This is a genomic window from Nocardia altamirensis NBRC 108246, from assembly GCF_001612685.1.
Classification (GTDB): domain Bacteria; phylum Actinomycetota; class Actinomycetes; order Mycobacteriales; family Mycobacteriaceae; genus Nocardia; species Nocardia altamirensis.
This window is the reverse complement of sequence record NZ_BDAY01000040.1, coordinates 85,164-102,322: the sequence shown is the minus strand read 5'-3', so window position 1 is coordinate 102,322 and position 17,159 is coordinate 85,164. Positions and strand designations below refer to the sequence as shown.

General features: G+C 64.8%; 18 protein-coding genes. 6 read left to right on the top strand and 12 right to left on the bottom strand.

The genetic code is table 11. The annotated features are described in order from the left end of the window. Nucleotides 1-203: hypothetical protein (locus tag NA11_RS46345; protein ID WP_218023359.1), on the bottom strand; the 203-nt coding region annotated here is incomplete at its 3' end. A gap of 10 nt (nt 204-213) precedes the next feature. Here NA11_RS46345 and NA11_RS21785 point away from each other — a divergent pair. After that, complete coding sequence (locus NA11_RS21785; RefSeq protein ID WP_218023358.1) at nt 214-957, top strand: phosphotransferase family protein; 744 nt, start codon at nt 214-216, stop codon at nt 955-957. Nucleotides 958-1,020: 63 nt separating this feature from the next. On the opposite strand, the gene NA11_RS21780 is transcribed toward NA11_RS21785, so the two are convergent. The 8 genes from NA11_RS21780 to NA11_RS21750 all read right to left on the bottom strand — a co-directional run bounded on the left by NA11_RS21780 (nt 1,021) and on the right by NA11_RS21750 (nt 8,855). After that, nucleotides 1,021-1,302: a hypothetical protein gene (locus NA11_RS21780; RefSeq protein ID WP_141717757.1), complete on the bottom strand. Its 282-nt coding sequence runs from the start codon at nt 1,300-1,302 to the stop codon at nt 1,021-1,023. Nucleotides 1,303-1,376: 74 nt separating this feature from the next. Then, on the bottom strand, nt 1,377-3,062 hold the full coding sequence (locus NA11_RS21775) for a dipeptide ABC transporter ATP-binding protein (protein ID WP_069163799.1): 1,686 nt from the start codon (nt 3,060-3,062) through the stop codon (nt 1,377-1,379). Beyond that, nucleotides 3,059-4,741, bottom strand: a complete 1,683-nt coding sequence (locus NA11_RS21770; RefSeq protein WP_069163798.1) for an ABC transporter substrate-binding protein — start codon at nt 4,739-4,741, stop codon at nt 3,059-3,061. Before NA11_RS21770 ends, NA11_RS21775 begins: the two co-directional genes overlap by 4 nt. Beyond that, nucleotides 4,741-5,622 (bottom strand): ABC transporter permease, encoded by an 882-nt coding sequence (locus NA11_RS21765; protein ID WP_281197036.1) that lies wholly within the window; start codon nt 5,620-5,622, stop codon nt 4,741-4,743. The genes NA11_RS21770 and NA11_RS21765 overlap by 1 nt, the downstream gene beginning before the upstream one ends. Next, a complete protein-coding gene (locus NA11_RS44935; protein WP_167837698.1) occupies nt 5,603-6,460 on the bottom strand; it encodes an ABC transporter permease in 858 nt (285 codons plus the stop codon). Before NA11_RS44935 ends, NA11_RS21765 begins: the two co-directional genes overlap by 20 nt. Nucleotides 6,461-6,668: 208 nt before the next feature. After that, on the bottom strand, nt 6,669-6,986 hold the full coding sequence (locus NA11_RS21760; RefSeq protein WP_069163797.1) for a hypothetical protein: 318 nt from the start codon (nt 6,984-6,986) through the stop codon (nt 6,669-6,671). 160 nt (nt 6,987-7,146) lie between these two features. Then, nucleotides 7,147-7,812 (bottom strand): NAD(P)H-binding protein, encoded by a 666-nt coding sequence (locus tag NA11_RS21755; protein WP_069163796.1) that lies wholly within the window; start codon nt 7,810-7,812, stop codon nt 7,147-7,149. A gap of 89 nt (nt 7,813-7,901) precedes the next feature. Continuing rightward, nucleotides 7,902-8,855, bottom strand: a complete 954-nt coding sequence (locus NA11_RS21750; protein WP_069163795.1) for a GlxA family transcriptional regulator — start codon at nt 8,853-8,855, stop codon at nt 7,902-7,904. Between the two features lie 97 nt (nt 8,856-8,952). Here NA11_RS21750 and NA11_RS21745 point away from each other — a divergent pair, with 97 nt between their 5' ends. Beyond that, a complete protein-coding gene (locus tag NA11_RS21745) occupies nt 8,953-9,594 on the top strand; it encodes an HD domain-containing protein (RefSeq protein ID WP_069163794.1) in 642 nt (213 codons plus the stop codon). Beyond that, nucleotides 9,591-10,187, top strand: coding sequence for an HD domain-containing protein (locus NA11_RS21740; RefSeq protein ID WP_069163793.1), 597 nt, complete (start codon nt 9,591-9,593; stop codon nt 10,185-10,187). Before NA11_RS21745 ends, NA11_RS21740 begins: the two co-directional genes overlap by 4 nt. Here the strand turns inward: NA11_RS21740 and NA11_RS21735 are convergent. Then, on the bottom strand, nt 10,184-12,136 hold the full coding sequence (locus tag NA11_RS21735; RefSeq protein ID WP_069163792.1) for an FAD-dependent oxidoreductase: 1,953 nt from the start codon (nt 12,134-12,136) through the stop codon (nt 10,184-10,186). The two genes, NA11_RS21740 and NA11_RS21735, sit on opposite strands and share 4 nt — an antisense overlap. Before the next feature lie 163 nt (nt 12,137-12,299). Between NA11_RS21735 and NA11_RS21730 the strand changes: the two genes are divergently transcribed. Next, nucleotides 12,300-12,803, top strand: coding sequence for a hypothetical protein (locus NA11_RS21730; RefSeq protein WP_069163814.1), 504 nt, complete (start codon nt 12,300-12,302; stop codon nt 12,801-12,803). 176 nt (nt 12,804-12,979) lie between these two features. Here the strand turns inward: NA11_RS21730 and NA11_RS21725 are convergent, their stop codons facing one another. Together NA11_RS21725 and NA11_RS21720 are read right to left on the bottom strand one after the other, a co-directional pair. Next, complete coding sequence (locus NA11_RS21725; protein ID WP_069163791.1) at nt 12,980-13,720, bottom strand: class I SAM-dependent methyltransferase; 741 nt, start codon at nt 13,718-13,720, stop codon at nt 12,980-12,982. Between the two features lie 51 nt (nt 13,721-13,771). Then, nucleotides 13,772-14,410, bottom strand: coding sequence for a TetR/AcrR family transcriptional regulator (locus NA11_RS21720; protein WP_069163790.1), 639 nt, complete (start codon nt 14,408-14,410; stop codon nt 13,772-13,774). 72 nt (nt 14,411-14,482) lie between these two features. On the opposite strand from NA11_RS21720, the gene NA11_RS21715 reads away from it, so the two are divergent. Together NA11_RS21715 and NA11_RS21710 are read left to right on the top strand one after the other, a co-directional pair. Continuing rightward, nucleotides 14,483-15,961, top strand: a complete 1,479-nt coding sequence (locus tag NA11_RS21715) for a carotenoid oxygenase family protein (RefSeq protein ID WP_069163789.1) — start codon at nt 14,483-14,485, stop codon at nt 15,959-15,961. 40 nt (nt 15,962-16,001) lie between these two features. After that, nucleotides 16,002-17,144 carry a N(5)-(carboxyethyl)ornithine synthase gene (locus tag NA11_RS21710; protein ID WP_069163788.1) on the top strand — a complete coding sequence of 381 codons (1,143 nt, stop codon included), beginning with the start codon at nt 16,002-16,004 and terminating at the stop codon, nt 17,142-17,144. Nucleotides 17,145-17,159 lie beyond the last annotated feature (15 nt).

The window sequence follows — 17,159 nt, the reverse complement described above, 5'->3', positions numbered from 1 at the left end:
GTCGATGTGGCAAGAGGAGAGACCTTCAATTTGGTAACAAAAATCCGCTGCGGATAACTTTCTGCGCGGTTCAGCTTGACAAGCGAGAGGCGGATGGACTCGACCTGTCGGGTCGCTGGGCGAGGCAGTGCTCGATCCACCAGCGGTCGGTCAGTCCCGCGGCGCCGTCGCGCCCGAGAAAATCCGGCGACGGCGGCGGTCATCCTCGCGATAATGGCCGACGTGCACGAGGTCGAGGTCGTCGTCGCCCATCACGAGCGCGCAACCCTGCGCGTCGGCGACGTGTACTTGAAGATCGACACCGATCAGACGCGCACCGACGTCGAGGTCGAGGCGATGGCCTTGGCGCCGATTCCGACTCCGGAGATCCTGTGGCGTGAGCCACCCGTACTAGCGCTCGCCGCCCTCCCCGGGACGGCACTCGGGCGCCTGGGGGAACCGTCGACCGCGTCACCGGCGGCATGGGCCGCGGCAGGCGCCGCGATACGGAAGCTGCACGAAGCACCGCTGCCGCCATGGCCCGGTCGCAGCGTCGACGACCTCGCCGCTGAACTCGACCGTGAATGCGCGTGGCTCATCACGAACGACGTCCTTCCCGCCGACTTGGTCGAGCGCAACCGCCGGATCGCCGAGGCCGCCCTGCGGCCGTGGACGCCGTCGTTCACGCACGGTGACCTGCAGATCGCCCACATGTTCGTCGCCGGTGACGAGGTCACCGGCGTGCTCGACTGGTCCGAGGCGGCCCAGGGCGACGCCATGTACGACCTGGCAAGCTTGACGCTCGGACACGCCGAGCACCTCGACGACCTCGTCGCCGGCTACGGCACCGATGTCGACCTCGACCTGATCCGCGCATGGTGGTCGTTGCGCAGCCTGCGCGGGATCCGCTGGCTGATCGAACACGGCTTCGATCCGACCATGCCGGGCGGCGAGGTCGACGTGCTGAAGTCCCAGTGACGAGCGAGCGGGGGCAAGTGCATCGGAACCTGTTGTGCGCCAGAAAATTGCGGACGCCTCGCGTCACGTTCGGCGCATGAAAGCTATTGTGTAGTACACGTTCTGGATGTTCCGCTCCACGACGCTGACGAGCTCCCAGCCCTGTGACTCGAGCAGTTCGATGCCGTTGACCAAGTGCACGACCGGTTCGAAGATCGCGCGCTGATACCCGGCCGAGCCGAACACGAATCCGCCGGTCTGCGGCGAGCTCAACACGAGGTGCCTGCGTGGATAGGATCGCAGGTCCACCACGCCGTTCAACACGGCGATCACATCGAAAATAGGTCCTGGCGCAGGAGTATTCACCTACCCATCGTCGTGCATGCCGTTCGCTGGGACACTTCGCCCCCGAGTGGTCGGACGTGGAGTGCCGCGGACCGTCAGTGCTTGACCAGCGGCTCTGCTGTCGCATGGCTTCCGGACTGGAACGCGGGCAGGTTCGGCTGCGTCTGCGCCCACAGTGCCCGACGGTGCTGCTGGGCCGTCGGTTCGGCAACCGGCACCGCCAGCAGCAGGCGTTGCGTGTAGGGCGATCGGGGTGCTGTCAGCACCTGTGCGGTCGGCCCCTGTTCGATGATGGCGCCATTGCGCAGGACGACGACATGATCGGCAAGTTGTTGGACGATGGCGAAATCGTGCGTGATGAACACCGCCGCGAATCCGTGCGTGGACTGGAGTCGCCGGATCAGCGCCAAGACCGACGCCTGCACGGCCGCGTCGAGGGCGCTGGTCGGCTCGTCCATCACCAGGACATCGGGTTGGACCGCCAGCGCGCGAGCGATGGCGACGCGTTGACGTTGTCCGCCGGAGAGCTGGCGTGGGTAGCGCGTGATCAAGTCCGGGTCGAGCGACACCTCGTCGAGGAGTTCCTCGACCCGTTCACGCCGCTGTCTACTGTCGAGCTCGGTGTGCACGAGCAGCGGTAGTTCCACCGATTGGAGCACCGTGTGCTGCGGATTCAACGAGGACATCGGGTCTTGGAACACCACGCCGAGCTGTTTGCCGAGTGCCCGGCGACTCCGCTTCTGCAGCACCGGAATCGGCTCGCCGTTCAAGGTGACCCGGCCTGCGGAGGGGGTGACCAGCCCGCACAATGCGCGACCCAGTGTCGACTTCCCGGCACCGGATTCACCGACGAGTGCCACGATGTGGTGTTCGTGGACAACGAGATTCGCGTCCCGCAACGCGGTGAACCGGACACCGCCCTTGCGGTAGTCGACGGTGAGGTTCTCGACCGCGAGTACCGGCTTCGCCTCCTCGACAGCAGAACTCGGCGCTGGCACCGGCGGTTCCAGCTGCAACACCGCATCGAGCAGCGTTTTCGTATAGTCCTGCTGCGGAGCGATGAGCACTTGCCGAGTCGGCCCCGTTTCGACCGGGCTGCCGTCGCGAAGCACAACGACATCGTCGGCGAGGTCGGCGACAACGCCCATGTCGTGTGTGATCAGCAGAATGGCAATGTCGTTGTCTTGCTGCAATTCTCGAAACAGCTGCAGCACCTCGGCCTGCACGTTGGCATCGAGCGCGGTCGTCGGTTCGTCCGCGATGAGCAGCTGCGGCCCGCGGGAAATCGCCATCGCGATCATGGCGCGCTGCAGCTGCCCACCGGAGATCTCGTGCGGATAGCTGTCAGCCACTCGCTCGGGATCGTCGATCTTGACTCGCTCGAACAGGTCGAGAACCATTGCATTCGCCTGCGGCTTAGTGCATTTGCGAGTACTGCGGATCACCTCGCGCAGTTGCTGCCCGATTCGATACACCGGGTCGAATGCGGCCGCCGGGTCCTGGAACACCACCCCGACATCGTTCCTGCGCACCTGCCGCAGCACGTCGGGCTTCATCCCGAACAGGTGTTTGCCCGCCAGGGTCACCGTTCCTGCGGTTGTCGAACCCGGCGGAAGCAAGCCGAGCACCGCGAGGGCGGTGAGTGACTTGCCGGAGCCGGATTCGCCAACCAGTGCAAGGGTTTTCCCACGCTCGATCTCGAAACTGAGGTCGCGCAGAATGGGTCTGTCATCGATGGCGATGCCGAGATCGTGGACTGCCAGGACGGGCGACGGTGTCATTGTGCGAGTGAGACTTTGAAGTACACCGGGTAGGCAGGGAACGGCGGCACGTAGAAGTTACGGACGTCGCTGCCGAAGAGGAACGTATTCACCGAATTGATCAAGGGAACGTTCGCGACGTCTCCGGTGACGATCCGGTCCACCTCGAGCCACAGCTCACCCGCCCGCTTCGGATCGACTTCCGCGGTTGCCCGCTCGATCAGATCGTCGACCTTCGGGTTGCTGTACCGCGAGAGATTGAAGCCGCCGTTGCCGATCTCCGAGGTGCCGAAGCCGGGCTGCAACATCGAGGCCGCGCTCGGGAAATCGGCCTGCCAACTGGCCAGCGCCAGGTCGTAGCCGGATCCGTCCTTGTGCTGGGTGATGTCGGTCAAGCTTGCGTTGTCGAGGGCCTGGATGGTGACCCGGATGCCAGCGCGGCGCAATCCGGCCTCGATGGCCTGGCCGCCCGCCGAGTTCGTTGCGTCGTTCTTGGTCACCAACACCAGATCGATACCGTTGGGGTGCCCCGCCTCGGTGAGGAGTTGCTTTGCCTTCTCGACGTCACCGGTCGGCTGGGTGGGGAACGCGTCGAACTTCTGGTAGCCGGGGATCGCCGGTGGAATGTTGGTGGTGGCGTAGTCGCCGCGGGACTCGCCACCGAGCGAGGTTCGGAACGCCTGCTTGTCCGTCGCGTAGAGGACGGCCTGACGGACCTTCGGATCGTTGAGCGGCGACCGGCTGACGTTGATCTGCAGTTGATAGAGCGATCCGCCGCCTGCCTCGGCCACCCGGTTCTTCGCCGACGGATTCGATCGAACCAGCGGCAGCTGCGAGGCGGGCACAAAGGCGGCAGAAAACGCTGATTTGGCTGTGCCGGTGTCGGCGATGAGCTCCTGGCTGATCGTCGTCTGCTGCATTCCGAGCTGGAAAATCACGCGGTCGGGACCGGCGGTGCGCGCGGTGTCGGTCTTCGGATCCCAGTTCGGATTGCGTACCAGGACCACCTCGGAGGCTTTGTCGAACTTCTCCACCTGATACGGCCCGGACGCGACGGGCGACTGGAAGTAGGTTGCTGGGTTGTCCTTCGCCTTGGGCACCGGAGTGAACGCCGGTTGCGACGCGATCCAGGGGAAGTCACCGAACGGCTTGTTGAGGTGGAAGATCACCGTCTTCGCGTCGGGCGTTTCGATCGAGTCGAGCGACTTGCCTTGGTACGGGCCGTCATACGCCTCGCCGCCCTGGAACAGCGTGCGGTGGTAGGTGAAGCCGCCTGCGAGCAGCGGCGCGAACGAACGTTCCAGACCGTACTTGATGTCTGCCGACGTGATCGGCGCACCGTCTTGGAATTTGAGATCGTCTTTGAGGGTGTATTTCCAGGTGCGCCCGCCATCGGTCGTCGTTCCGATATCGGTCGCGAGATCCGGGATCGGCTTCATCTCTTTGCCCGGCTCGGCCTGCCAGGTGGTGAGCCGCCGTGCGATGAAACTGAGCGAGGTGATCGCCAAGTTCGTCGACTTGGCCGGGTCGAAGTTGAAATCGGTGTTCGACGAAAGGATCCGCAAGGTGCCGCCCCGCTGCGGCGGGACGGATTGTGTTGTGCCACTGGCGCTGTCGGTCGGGTTGGCATTGCAGGACGTTACCGACAATGCCACGGCTAGCGCGGCGGCGGCGAGCGCCGACTTGGACTGTTTCTTCATCACTTCACCCTGGGATCGAGCAGTCCGAGAACCGCGTCTATGAGGAAATTTGCGGCCAGCACGACCGCGGCGGAGAAGATGGTGACTCCCACGATGATCGGGAGATCGATGGTGTGCACCGCATCGATGAGGAGCCGGCCGAGGCCGGGCATGCCGAAGACTTGTTCGGTGATGACTGCCCCGCCGAGCAGTGCGCCGAGATCGACCGCGAACAACGTCAGAATCGGCGCGAGAATGTTGCGCACCGCATGCCCGAAGACAACGCGCCGCTCATCCAGGCCGTTCGCCCGTGCGGTGCGGATGAAGTCCTCGCGGAAGATCTCGATCAGCTGGTTGCGCGAAATGCGTGCGTACATGGCCGCATTCACCAGCGCGAGCACGACCCACGCCGCAACCATGTGCCAGGCCCACTGCACGACGCCCGAGCTCAACGGCACATAGCCGCTCACCGGAATGACGTTGAGCGTGAACCCGAACAGCAGCACCACGAGCAGGCCGAGCAGGTACGTCGGCGTCGACAGTCCGAGCGCGGCCAACGAGGTGACAGCCCGGTCGGTCAGCTTGCCTTGTCGCCGTGCCGCGAGCAATCCCGCACCGACACCGAGGATCAGCCACAACACCCCCGCGCCGATCGCGATGGACAGCGTGATCGGCAGGCGCTCGAAAATCAGCGACGCCACCGACTCGTTCTGTTGGAACGAGTAGCCGAAACATGGTGCAGCGCACTGGATCGTCGCCAACCCGGACCCGTAACTACGACCCGCGACGACGCCGACGATGAAGTCGAAGAACTGCTGGTACCACGGATGGTCGAGTCCCATGTACAGCTGCGCTTTGAGCAGATTGTCCGGGGTACAAGGCTCATGCCGGACCGAACGTATTTCGCAGGCCGTCGCCCACCAGGTTGAACGCCAACGTCAGTGTGACCAAAGCGATTCCAGGAAAGATCAGGAACCACGGATCGGTTTGCACCCACGCGACCGCTTCGCCGATCGACCTACCCCAGGACGGAGTCGGCGCGGGGACGCCAACCCCGAGAAAGGACAGCGATGCCTCGGTCGCGATGAGTCCAGGCACGCTGGTGGTGGCGAAAACAACGACCAGCGCACGCAAATTCGGCAACACCTCGCGGAACAGGGCGTGCAGCGGCGAAACGCCGATCACCAGCGCGGCGCGGACAAAATTTCGGTTTCGCAGTGACAAGGCTTGCGCTCGAATGACTCTCGCCATTCCCGGCCAGCCGAAGATGCCGACGATGAAGACCACGAGCACGGGCCGCGGGAACGTGGCCGGTAGCACCGCGCTGAGCGCGATCATGAAGAGCAGGGACGGAAATCCGAAGAGCACGTTGATCGCTCCGGACAGGATCCGATCCACCCAGCCGCCGATGAATCCGGCGGTAACGCCGATCACCAGGCCGAGCGCCGTCGAAATCACCAGCGCGCCTAGCGCGATGAACAGCGACGTCCGCGTTCCGGCGATGATGACCGCCAGGAGATCTCGACCGGTCAACGGTTCGACGCCCAACGGGTGCGCGGCACTCGCGCCGCCGAAACTGCCTGCCGGCACGCTCTGCGCATCCAGGGTCTCGGCATGAAATGTGTACGGATCGATGTCGAGGACGCGGTTGATCTGTGTCGCAAACGCGGCGACCAAGACGTAGCACACGACCACGATCAGGCCGACAGTGCTCCAGCGGTCGCTCGAAAATTGAACCAAGCGCGACCGCGCCACACCTAACCCCCTCTAACCCAACGAACCGTCCGCGTCACTGTAGGTAGGGAGCAGGGGGTGATCTACTGATTCCCTCAGCGAGATCCTAATTCGACACCGGTCGGGCGGGCAGGTCGCGGCTGCCATCGAGACGTCCCTCGGCAAGGGGACGTCTCGCGAGGCATCGAAAGCATTGGGAGATATGAGATTTTCCCTACGCTTGGATAACCTCGATGCGCACCAATGCATTGAATGAGTCGCAGCTGGCCCATGATTGGTTCTGGCCGTACTGCGCCGGGCCGTATTTCCAGTAGGTGAAGGGGACCGGCCATGCCACGCACGTGAGTTTCACCTGGTGCCAGGTCGGTAGTTCACAATTGGCCATCCCGCCGGTGTTGAAGATGTTGTAAACGTGACACCTGGCTTCCCACACCGGTACATCAGCCTGGGCAACGCCACCACCAGCGAAAACAGTGGCCGCAGTGGCGGTGGCGACGACGGCGCCTGCGGCGAGCCGCTTTGCAGAGAACATTCCGAACCTCCTTGATCGGTGTTGTCTGAACACATCGCACGCGGATCGCACGTGTTACGCAAACCGCCCGCTACATGCATTGCCAACCCAATGTTCGGTTTTACGAAAGAGGCGACGAGCCCGTGCATATCCGTCGGTACGAGAGGCGGAGAGTATGCCGCTAGCTCGTCGCCTGTGCGGTGATTTCGCGGGGCGTGAGCACGCGAATATCGGCCCCGCCGGCCGCGACGGCGATCATGGCGCGACCGATCTCTCGATTGTCGTTGAACGCGTTCGGGGCCAGTCGTTTGAACAGCGGGATCAGTGGTCCGGTGACCGCGTAGGCGGCGCGATACAACCGGGTCTTGGAGACCACACCGTCCATCGGCTGGACGAAGCCTGGCCGAAACATGTACGCCTGGAAGGGAAGTGCGAGCAGATCGTTCTCGGTCTTGCCCTTCACCCTTCGCCACATCGAGCGGCCACGCTCGGTGCTGTCGGTGCCCTGCCCGGACACGTAGATGAACGTCAGCTTCGGGTTCGCGGCCGCCAATGCGCGGCCGACTTTCATGGTGAGGTCGTAGGTGACCCGACGGTAGTCCTCCTCCTTCATGCCGACGGAGGAGACGCCGAGGCAGAAGAAGCAGGCGTCGAATTCCGGCAGTTCGCCGGCGATCGCGGAGAGATCGCTCGGATCGGACTGCACCACCTCTCGCAGCTTGGGATTCTCGATGCCCAGTGAGCTGCGCCCGACGGCGACGACCTGTTCGACCCGCTCGTCCCGGAGGCACTCGTTGAGCACGCCCTGCCCGATCATGCCGGTCGCCCCGAAGAGGATCACCTTCATGCCACCTATCTTCCTCCACCAGCATCTGGATCGAGCGGAACCACCGCCGGTGGTATCAACTCGCGACCACCGGGCACCGGAATTGCCGTTCAGCTCGGCACGGTGGGTGGAGCGGTGGTGGTGAATCGGCGCTTGTAGTCGGTGGGGGTGAGTCCGAGGTGGCGGGCGAAGGCGCGGCGCAGGGATTCGTCGCTGCCGAGTCCGCTGTGCCTGGCGGCGGAGGTGATCGTGTGCCCGCGCAGGATCAGTTGCTGGGCCAGGTCGAGGCGGACGCGTTCGATCCATCGGGCGGGGGTGGTGCCCAGCTCTGTGTGGAACAGGCGCGCGATCTGGCGGGTGCTCAGCGAGACGGTGGCGGCGAGCGTGGCGGCACTGTGGTCTGCGGCGGGATCGGCGTGGACGGCGTCGATGATGGTGCGCAGCGCCGTGGTTTGCGGGGATGGGGTGTGCAGAGCGGTCGAGAATTGGGATTGGCCGCCGGGGCGTTGCAGGTAGACGACCAGTTCGCGAGCGACCGCGAGGGCGCGGTCCGGGCCGAGGTCGTATTCGACCATCGCCAAAGCCATGTCGATGCCTGCGCTGATTCCCGCCGAGGTGAGGAAGCGGCCGTCGTTGACATGCAGCGCGTCGGGGAGAACGTCCACTCGGGGGTAGCGGTGGGCCAGGGTGCGGGCGTGTCGCCAGTGGGTCGCGGCGCGGCGGCCGTCGAGGAGGCCGAGCTCGGCCAGCACGAAAGCACCGGTGCACACCGACGCAACGCGGGCGGCGTCGGTGGCCAGTGTGCGCGCGGCGTCGAGTAGCGCCTCGTCGATGCGGTGCTCGGCCAGGGCATCGGCGCCGGGCACCACGAGGGTGTCGATCGGCCCGGCGGCCGCGGCGGCGGTCGTGGCGAGGCTGATCTTCGACGACGTGATGATCGGACCGCCGTTGGGCGAGAGCAGCACCGATTCGTAGGCGCCCGCGGTGTGCAGCACCTCGATCGGTCCGGTGACGTCGAGGAGCGTGACATCGTCGAAAACGAGGATTCCTACCCGATGGGTCATGTCTGAATCTGTGGTTTATTTGTCACTTTGGACATGGAGACAGCGTAGTGGACGCGGGCACAGTGAGGAGGTCGGCCACGATCGAAGGAGAAGCGAGATGAGTGCGGAGACGATCGCCGGGGTAAGGATCCCCGACAGCAGGATGGCGCGCGAAGCGACTGAGCTGGTGCGAGAAGTCGCGACCCCCTTGGTGTTTCATCATTCGCGGCGGGTTTTCGTGTTCGGGGCCTTGCGAGGCGGCGCATCGGGTCTCGAGTTCGATGCGGAGCTCTTGTATGTGGGTGCGATGTTCCACGATCTTGGGCTGACCGAGAAATACCGCAGCACCGATCAGCGCTTCGAGATCGATGGCGCCGACGAAGCCCGCAGGTTCCTGCGCGCGCACGGCCACGACGTCGCGGCCGCCGAACGGGTGTGGACTGCGATCGCGCTGCACACCACCCCGGAGATCCCGCTGCACATGGCGCCCGAGATCGCGCTGGTGACCCGCGGAGTCGAATTGGATGTGCTCGGAATCGGTTACGAGTCGATCACTGACGACCAGCGCGCCGAGGTGGTGGCCGCGCACCCGCGACCGAACTTCAAGACCGAGATCCTGGCCGCGTTCACCGAAGGGATCCGCCACCGCCCGCAGACCACCTTCGGCAACGTGAAGGCTGATGTCCTCGCACATTTCGTCCCCGGCTTCGAGCGCGCGGACTTCGTCGAGATCATCGAGAACTCGCCGTGGGCAGCATGAACACGCTGATCGTTTCGCCGGTGCACACCGACGCAGCGCGCGCCGCACTGCGGATCGCGGGGGAGTACTACTCGCCCGCGCTGCTGAATCACGCTGTGCGCTCTTATCATTGGGCGGCGGTGCTGGCGCAGGCGGAAGACATCGCCGTCGATGACGAGCTGCTCTTTGTCGCAGCAATGCTGCACGACTTCGGTCTAGTGCCCGAATTCGACTCCTATGCTCTCGATTTCGAATACGCGGGTGGTCATATCGCGGTGGTGTTCGCGGCCGGCGCGGGCTGGGCGCAGGCACGTGCCCGCCGAGTGCAAGAGATCATCGTCCGGCACATGGGGGATCAGGTCGATGTCGGCACCGATCCCGAGGGGCATCTGCTGCACCGGGCCACCGGCATCGATATCACCGGACGCGAGGCAGACCTGCTCCCTACGGACGTGCGAGCCCAAGTGCTGTCGCAGTGGCCGCGACTGGGCTTGGCCGAGGAGTTCACCCACTGCTTCGAACAACAAGCTGTCCGCAAACCGCGCAGCACGGCGGCCGTGGCGCTGCGTCACGGCCTGGCGACCAAACTGCGCGAGAACCCCCTCGGCGCCTAGGTCAACCGGGCTACCAGCCGCTTCGCGTTCATGTAGGCGATCGCTTCGATGGAGATCATCGGGTTGACGCCGGACGCGGTGGGGAAGCAGGATCCATCGGCGACAACAACATTGGCGACCTCCCAGGTGGCGCCGTCGGGGTTGGTTGCCGAGTGTTGCGGCGATCCGCCCATGCGGGCCGAGCCCATGATGTGCAGGGCGCCCATCGCGCAATGGCCCGGTCCGTAGCCTGCATCGCGGCAGGCGGTGGCGAAATCGGCGTGTGCGCCGCGGCGGCCGGGTTCGTAGTCGACGCCGGCTTGGTGGCCGGAGAAGATACGGCGTGCGCCCGCTGCCTCGAGAATGCTTGCGGCGCCATCGATCCCCGTGTGCAGGTGGGCGGCGTCATAGGCCGACAGGCGGTAGTTGACGATCGGTTCGCCGGTTTTGTCGATGGTGACGGTGCCCGAGTCGCGGTCGCGGGTGATGACGCCGATCGCGGTGGTGTTGGCGAAATCGAGCAGCGTGCGGCGGTGGGCGTCCGCCCCGCGCCAGCCCATGAAGCCGATGGCAAGGCCGGGATGGATCGGGCCCGTCTCGTAGATGACGCCGTAGCCGTTGCCGTCGAGATTCGCGTGCTGACGGCAGATCCTGCCCTGCAGTGCGCCTTCCCAGCCCCGCACTTGCTCGTCGAAGACGCCGAATACCGCGGCGGCCGGGTGCAGGCGCAGGTGGCGGCCGATGTTCTCGTTGCGCAGACCGGATCGGCGCAGCAGCGCAGGTGTCTGCACCGCGCCCGCGGCGACGACGACGGCGCGGGCCCGAACCTCGATCGGTACTCCGGACTCGGTGATCGCGGAGACACCTTCGGCACGGCCATTTTTCACCCGTATGCTGCGGACATTCGCGTCGACGACCAGCCGGGCACCGGCCGCCGCGGCGTCGGCAAGCCAGGTCTTGGTGACGGACTGCTTGGCGCCGACGCGGCAGCCGTAACCGCAGGTGCCACATTCGGTTCCGGCATCGCAGGCGTCGGTGACGTTGCGCGGCAACGTGTCTACCGCCCAGCCGAGTGCCCCTGCGCCGCGTTCCAGGACACCGTCGCGGGCCGACAGTGGGGAGCGGGTGTCGGTGACGGCGAGCCGGCGTTGCACGACGTCGATGGCATCGCCGAACTCGGCCGTTGCGAACTGTGCTGCACCCAATTCGGCCCATTCCGCGCGGACCGAATCGGGGGTGGGGAGGGAGGTGCTCCAGTTGACGACGGTGCCTCCGCCCAGGCAAGTGCCGGCGACCAGGGTGATCTGCCCCTCGGATGAACTGGCGCCGGGAGCGTACAGCTGTTCCAGGGCGACGAGTTCGCCTGCGCCGAAATCACGGTCGTCGTAATAGTTTCCGCGTTCGAGCACGATTACGTCGAGTCCGGCTTCGGCGAGCACGGCGGCTGCGGTGCCGCCGCCCGCGCCCGATCCGACGATCACGACATCGCAGGTCAGCGTGGCGCTGTCGGTGTGCCGCATCGGCGTCAGTGCCGGTTGCGGTGCGGTACCGAGCTGCCCGGTCGGCGCGGGATAGCCGACCTCTTTCCACAACGGGTTGGTGCCCGTTGGGCCCGGAGTCACGTTGTAGGCCAACAGTGCCGCCTGTTTGAGCGCTTGGAAGATCGCACGCACGGGTGCAAGTCGCGACGCGCCGAGCCGAAGCAGCGCCCGCTCTCGTTCCTGTTGTGACAGTGTGGAAAACCGACGCGGTCCGGCACCGAGGAGCAGGCCGGCCAAGCGGGAATCCCACCACCCCAACAGCATTGCCAGCTGCTTGCGATCGGCTTCCCGCGGCGCGCGAGCCAGCAGCCGGAACACGGTGTCCACCGCGCCGAGTTCGCTCGCCGAAGGCAACGTCGATCCGTCGCCGGGGACGAACGTATCGCAGATCATGCTCAGCGCTGCCCGCTGCTCGGCCGTTGGCTCCATGTAAAACTCCCCTTCTCCAATGCCGGTCGAGTTAATCATGTCGCGCGGAGTGCGCGCACCGTTTGGTGTCAACAACCAGGTAGGAGCCCTGCGGCGGCGGAATGTTCATTCACTTACGGCGTAATGTAGAATAATCACTCTAATACAAGATCCAGGAGGAGTGATGGCCGTATACAACGTGCACGAGCGACTACTGGCTGGAAAGCCCAGCGAGGTGGGACCGCTGATCGACACCCTGTCGAGCAGCAACGACATGCTGTGGCCGCGAGCGGCGTGGCCGCCGATGGAGTTCGATCGACCCCTCGAGGTCGGTGCGGTCGGCGGGCACAAGCCGATCCGCTATACGGTTGCCGCGTATGTCCCGGCTACCTGGGTGCGTTTCACCTTCACCGGGCCGCGCGGCTTCCACGGTTTTCACGAATACGCCGTCCTTGCCGTTGACGACGACCACACGCTGCTTCGGCACACGGTCGCCATGAAGACCACCGGTCTGGCCCGTCTCACCTGGCCACTGGCCATCGGGCCACTGCACGACGCATGTATGGAAGACAGCCTCGACCGCGCCGAACTGGCCTGCACGGGCGCGGTGGCGAAGCCGGCGCAGTGGGGACGCTACGTCCGTCTACTGCGCAAACTCCTGGGATCACCAAATCCCCAGAACAGCTGAACGCGGTCCGACCGGAGCCCGGCGTGGCTGACTGCGCGTGGAGGTGGCGCCGTTGAATCGTCGGTAGCCCGACAGTGGCACGCCCGGCAGGTCTGCATCGAGTGCAAACATGCCGAATATGCTTGTCGGGCACCGGATCACGACCTGGGCGGTACCGTCGAAACGGTTACCGAGAGTTATCGTGTCTGCGGGTCGGTCTTCGAAGCGAGCCGCCTGAAGCGTCCGAGCCGGGCGGGAAGATCGAGCGGGTCGGTCTGGAACGGCATGAATGTGCGCAGCGTGGTTTCGGTGATGGACTCCGCCGCCCATCCCGCTGCGAAGCCGTTACGCAGGTGGTCTGCCGTCAGCGAGGGCAGCATGTCCTCGAGTTTCAGCGCGTCACTGGGGAGTTGGTTCTCGAGCTGCTCGGCCACTGCCGACTGTTCGTTCCGGAGGAATGTGAAGGCGCGGTCGCTGATGCCGAGGATATGCACCGTGGCATCCACGCGGCAGGCGCGGTGTAGCGCTGCGGCATACCGGGTGAGCTGGTCGGGGTCGAACAAGTGCGCCAGGGCGGAGTCGATGACGGTGTCGAATTGGTCGTGGTAGCCGGTGAGTTCGAGGGCGTCGGCGGTAGTGAAGGTCGCGGTGAGTCCGCGTTCGCGTGCCTTCTTCTGTGCAATCGAGATGGCCGTCGGTGCGAGATCGACGCCGGTCACCGTGTGGCCCTTCGTGGCAAGGAAGAGTACGTTTTCGCCGCTGCCGCAACCACAATCGAGCACATCGCCGGCGATTGCCGCCGTCTGTTCGAGCGCAACGAAGGCGGGTTGCGGCCCGTCGATGTCCCATGGTGCCCGCGCACCGAACGGACTGTCGTCGCGATAGGCCGTGTCGAAGTCGAAATCATCTGTGCCGGAACGAGTATCGGATTCACCCATGCCTCAACCATGACGCGAACCAAGCCTGGCGGCAAGGCTAATCTTCAGCAATTATCGGCGCGGCCCCGAACCGCCTTGCAGCACGCTCAGGCACATGCGGGTGCATTCGGCGGCCAGCTCGGTGGTGGTCATGGTGACGGTGCCGTCGAGCCAGCCTTCGATCAGCTGATTGACCCCGCCGGTGATGAACATGGCCGCGCGGCGGAGTTGATCAGGGTCGTGCTCGCCCCCGAGGATGTCAGGGGCGTGCTGCACGACGAGGTCGGCGATCATGGTCAGCACGTCGTGACGGCGTTCGGTCAGTCCCGCAACGGCATTGGTGTCGCTGGTGACGATCCGCATGATCTGTGGATCCTCGGCCGCGGTGTCGAGAAATGCTTGGAGCGCCGCTTGGAGCTTTTCCGTGGCACCGCCCGGTGTGGTGAGTCCGGCCTCGACCATGACGGCGAGCAACTGGTCGCGCACATCGTCGGCGACGGCGAGCAGTAGCGCGTCGCGGTTGGCGAACTGCTCGTAGAAGTAGCGGTCGGTCAACCCCGACAGCGCGCAGATCCCGCGCACCTTCACTCCGGCGGGCCCGGATTCGGCCCATGCCTTGCGTCCGGCCGCCAGCAGCCGTGTGCGCCGTTCCGCTCGCCGGTCTTCGGCGCTGACCCCGCCGTAGGGGCGCACGACTTCAGCCCTCGTCATTGACATCACTCTAGGCCCCTCCTTAAATTGGATGACGAACGTCATCAGATTATCGGTTTCAAAGGAGAAGCGATGTCGATCGATGCGGTTGGTACGCCTGCCACGGGCTTGTACGAGGGTGTGTATGCGCCTCTGCTGGAGGAGCACGACTATCGCGTCGAGCAGATCGACGGAACGCTGCCCAAGGACCTCACGGGCACGCTCTATCGCATCGGCCCTGGTAAACATCAGGTCGGTCGTACGTTGCTGCACAACCTCTTCGACGGCGACGGCATGGTGTCGCAGTTCGTGCTCGACGGTTCGTCGGTGCGCTACCGTAACCGGTACGTCCGCACCCGCCATTTCACGCACGGGCAGCGCTCCGATCGCATCCGCTATCGCGGTGTCGGCACCCAGATACCCGGTGGTCCGCCTGCCAACATCGGACGGCTGCCTGCCAACGTGGCCAACACCAATATCGTCAACTACGACGGCGGGCTGCTGGCGTTGTGGGAGTTCGGCAATCCGCACCGCATCGACCCGGACACGCTGGATACGTTGGGCGCCTTCGATTTCGACGGCAGACTCGGATTTCTCGGCGCGTTCTCCGCGCATCCCAAGTGGGATCCCGACACCGGCGAGATGTACAACTTCGGGCTCGACCTACTGCCCACCCCGCGGATCCGGACCTACAAGGTGGACCGCTCCGGCAGGCTCCGCCCGCTCGCCACGGTGCCGATGCTGGACCTGGTCTGGAACCACGACTTCGCGCTGACCCGGAAATACCTGGTGTTCGTGCTCGATCCGCTGCTGCCCGACCTGTCCAAGATCGTGCCCGCGACGCATACGTTCATCGATTCACTGCGCTTCAAGAAGTCGAAGGGCACGCGATTCCTGTTGGTGCCCAAGGCCGGTGGTCGCCCACGCATCGTCGAGCACCAGGCTCTGCTGCACTTCCACCTGACCAACGCCTACGACGACGGTGATGATGTCGTCGTCGAGTTGGTTCGGTTCGACACCGCGTGGCACGAGATCCGCAGGCTGACAAACGCGATCAACACCGCCGTGCCGGAAGGCGTACGGTTCCCGGACTCGCGACTCATGCAATACCGAATTACCCGGGGTGGCACAGTAATCGAACGTGAACTCACCGACCGCTCGGTAGAGTTTCCGCAATACGACTGGCGGCAGTCCACGCGCAAGCACCGCTACAGCTACCTTGCGGGCAAGAGCGCGGACGCGAGGGTGTACGACTCGATCATCAAGGTCGACCAGCAGACCGGTGCGGAGACGCGCTGCGAGTTCCCGATCAGCAGCGTCGGCGAACCACTCTTCGTACCAAGGACTCCCGAAGCCGACGAGGACGACGGCTGGCTGCTGTTCCTCAATCACGAGCTTGCCGAACATCGTTCACAGCTCGTCATCCTCGATGCTCGCGATGTCGAACGGGGCCCGCTCGCCACTGCATGGCTCAACCATCACATCCCCTGGGGATTCCACGGCACATTCACCCGCCGGATCGCCCAATCGGGAACGCCGATTCCGAGCCCCGATGAGCTACCGGCCCGCTGACCAGTCCTTGTGGTCGTCGAAACACGCGTAGGCTCAGACAGTGAAGCAACTGACCATCGGTGTAGTCGCGACCTCCCGCAAAGAGGACGAGCACCGACTGGCGATCCACCCCGCACACTTCGACCGGATCGATCCGTCACTGCGTAATCGCGTTTTCCTCGAGCGTGGCTACGGTGACCGGTTCGGGTACACCGATGAGCACTTGGCGCCGCTGATCGGCGGCCATCGCTCGCGTGCGGAGCTCTTCGCCGAGTGCGACGTGCTGCTCTTGCCCAAGCCGCTGCCCGAAGACCTGGAGAATCTGCGTCCAGGGCAGGTGGTGTGGGGGTGGCCGCACTGCGTGCAGGACGAGCGGATGACGCAGTTGGCCATTGACCGCAGTCTCACCCTGATCGCGTGGGAGGCGATGAACCACTGGACGAAAGAGGGCAACTTCAGCGTCCATGTCTTCCATAAGAACAACGAGCTGGCGGGGTACTGCTCGGTCCTGCATGCGTTGCAATTGCGGGGATCCGCGGGGGATTATGGGCGGCGAATGCGTGCTGCGGTGATCAGCTTCGGTGCGACCGCCCGCGGTGCCGTTCGTGCGCTGTCCGCGCTCGGCATCAGTGATGTCACGGTGCTTACCCAGCGCAGCGTGTCCGCGGTCGCTTCGCCGTTCGCGTCGGTGCGGATGCAGCATTTCGAGCGTGACCCCGCGAACCCCAGTCGCACCTTGGCCCTCAAAGCGCCGGAACCGGGACCGCTCGCGGAAATGCTCGCCCAGTACGACATTGTCGTGAACTGCATCCTCCAGGACACCGAGCAGCCGCTGATGTTCGTCAACAACGAGGACCTACCCCTGTTCGCGCGCGGCACGCTTTTCGTCGACGTCTCCTGCGACGAGGGGATGGGCTTCGAATGGGCCCGACCGACATCGTTCGCCGACCCGATGTTCACCATCGGCGAAGACTTGCATTATTACGGCGTCGACCACAGCCCTTCCTACCTGTGGAACTCCGCCACCTGGGAGAACTCCGAAGCGCTGCTGGAATACCTGCCGATCGTGATGGCCGGGCCTGACGGCTGGGACGGCAACGCCACCATCCGCCGTGCCATCGAGATTCGCGAGGGTCGAGTGCAGAACCTGCGCATCCTCTCCTTCCAGCACCGCGCCGCGGCCTTCCCGTACGCCGTCGCCTGATCGCTTCCTCGAATG

Coding starts and splice junctions, on each gene's coding strand:
- NA11_RS21785 (WP_218023358.1), top strand. CDS start 214: ATGGCCGACGTGCACGAGGTCGAGGTCGTCGTCGCCCATCACGAGCGC.
- NA11_RS21775 (WP_069163799.1), bottom strand. CDS start 3,062: ATGACACCGTCGCCCGTCCTGGCAGTCCACGATCTCGGCATCGCCATC.
- NA11_RS21770 (WP_069163798.1), bottom strand. CDS start 4,741: ATGAAGAAACAGTCCAAGTCGGCGCTCGCCGCCGCCGCGCTAGCCGTG.
- NA11_RS21760 (WP_069163797.1), bottom strand. CDS start 6,986: ATGTTCTCTGCAAAGCGGCTCGCCGCAGGCGCCGTCGTCGCCACCGCC.
- NA11_RS21755 (WP_069163796.1), bottom strand. CDS start 7,812: ATGAAGGTGATCCTCTTCGGGGCGACCGGCATGATCGGGCAGGGCGTG.
- NA11_RS21750 (WP_069163795.1), bottom strand. CDS start 8,855: ATGACCCATCGGGTAGGAATCCTCGTTTTCGACGATGTCACGCTCCTC.
- NA11_RS21745 (WP_069163794.1), top strand. CDS start 8,953: ATGAGTGCGGAGACGATCGCCGGGGTAAGGATCCCCGACAGCAGGATG.
- NA11_RS21740 (WP_069163793.1), top strand. CDS start 9,591: ATGAACACGCTGATCGTTTCGCCGGTGCACACCGACGCAGCGCGCGCC.
- NA11_RS21735 (WP_069163792.1), bottom strand. CDS start 12,136: ATGGAGCCAACGGCCGAGCAGCGGGCAGCGCTGAGCATGATCTGCGAT.
- NA11_RS21730 (WP_069163814.1), top strand. CDS start 12,300: ATGGCCGTATACAACGTGCACGAGCGACTACTGGCTGGAAAGCCCAGC.
- NA11_RS21725 (WP_069163791.1), bottom strand. CDS start 13,720: ATGGGTGAATCCGATACTCGTTCCGGCACAGATGATTTCGACTTCGAC.
- NA11_RS21720 (WP_069163790.1), bottom strand. CDS start 14,410: ATGACGAGGGCTGAAGTCGTGCGCCCCTACGGCGGGGTCAGCGCCGAA.
- NA11_RS21715 (WP_069163789.1), top strand. CDS start 14,483: ATGTCGATCGATGCGGTTGGTACGCCTGCCACGGGCTTGTACGAGGGT.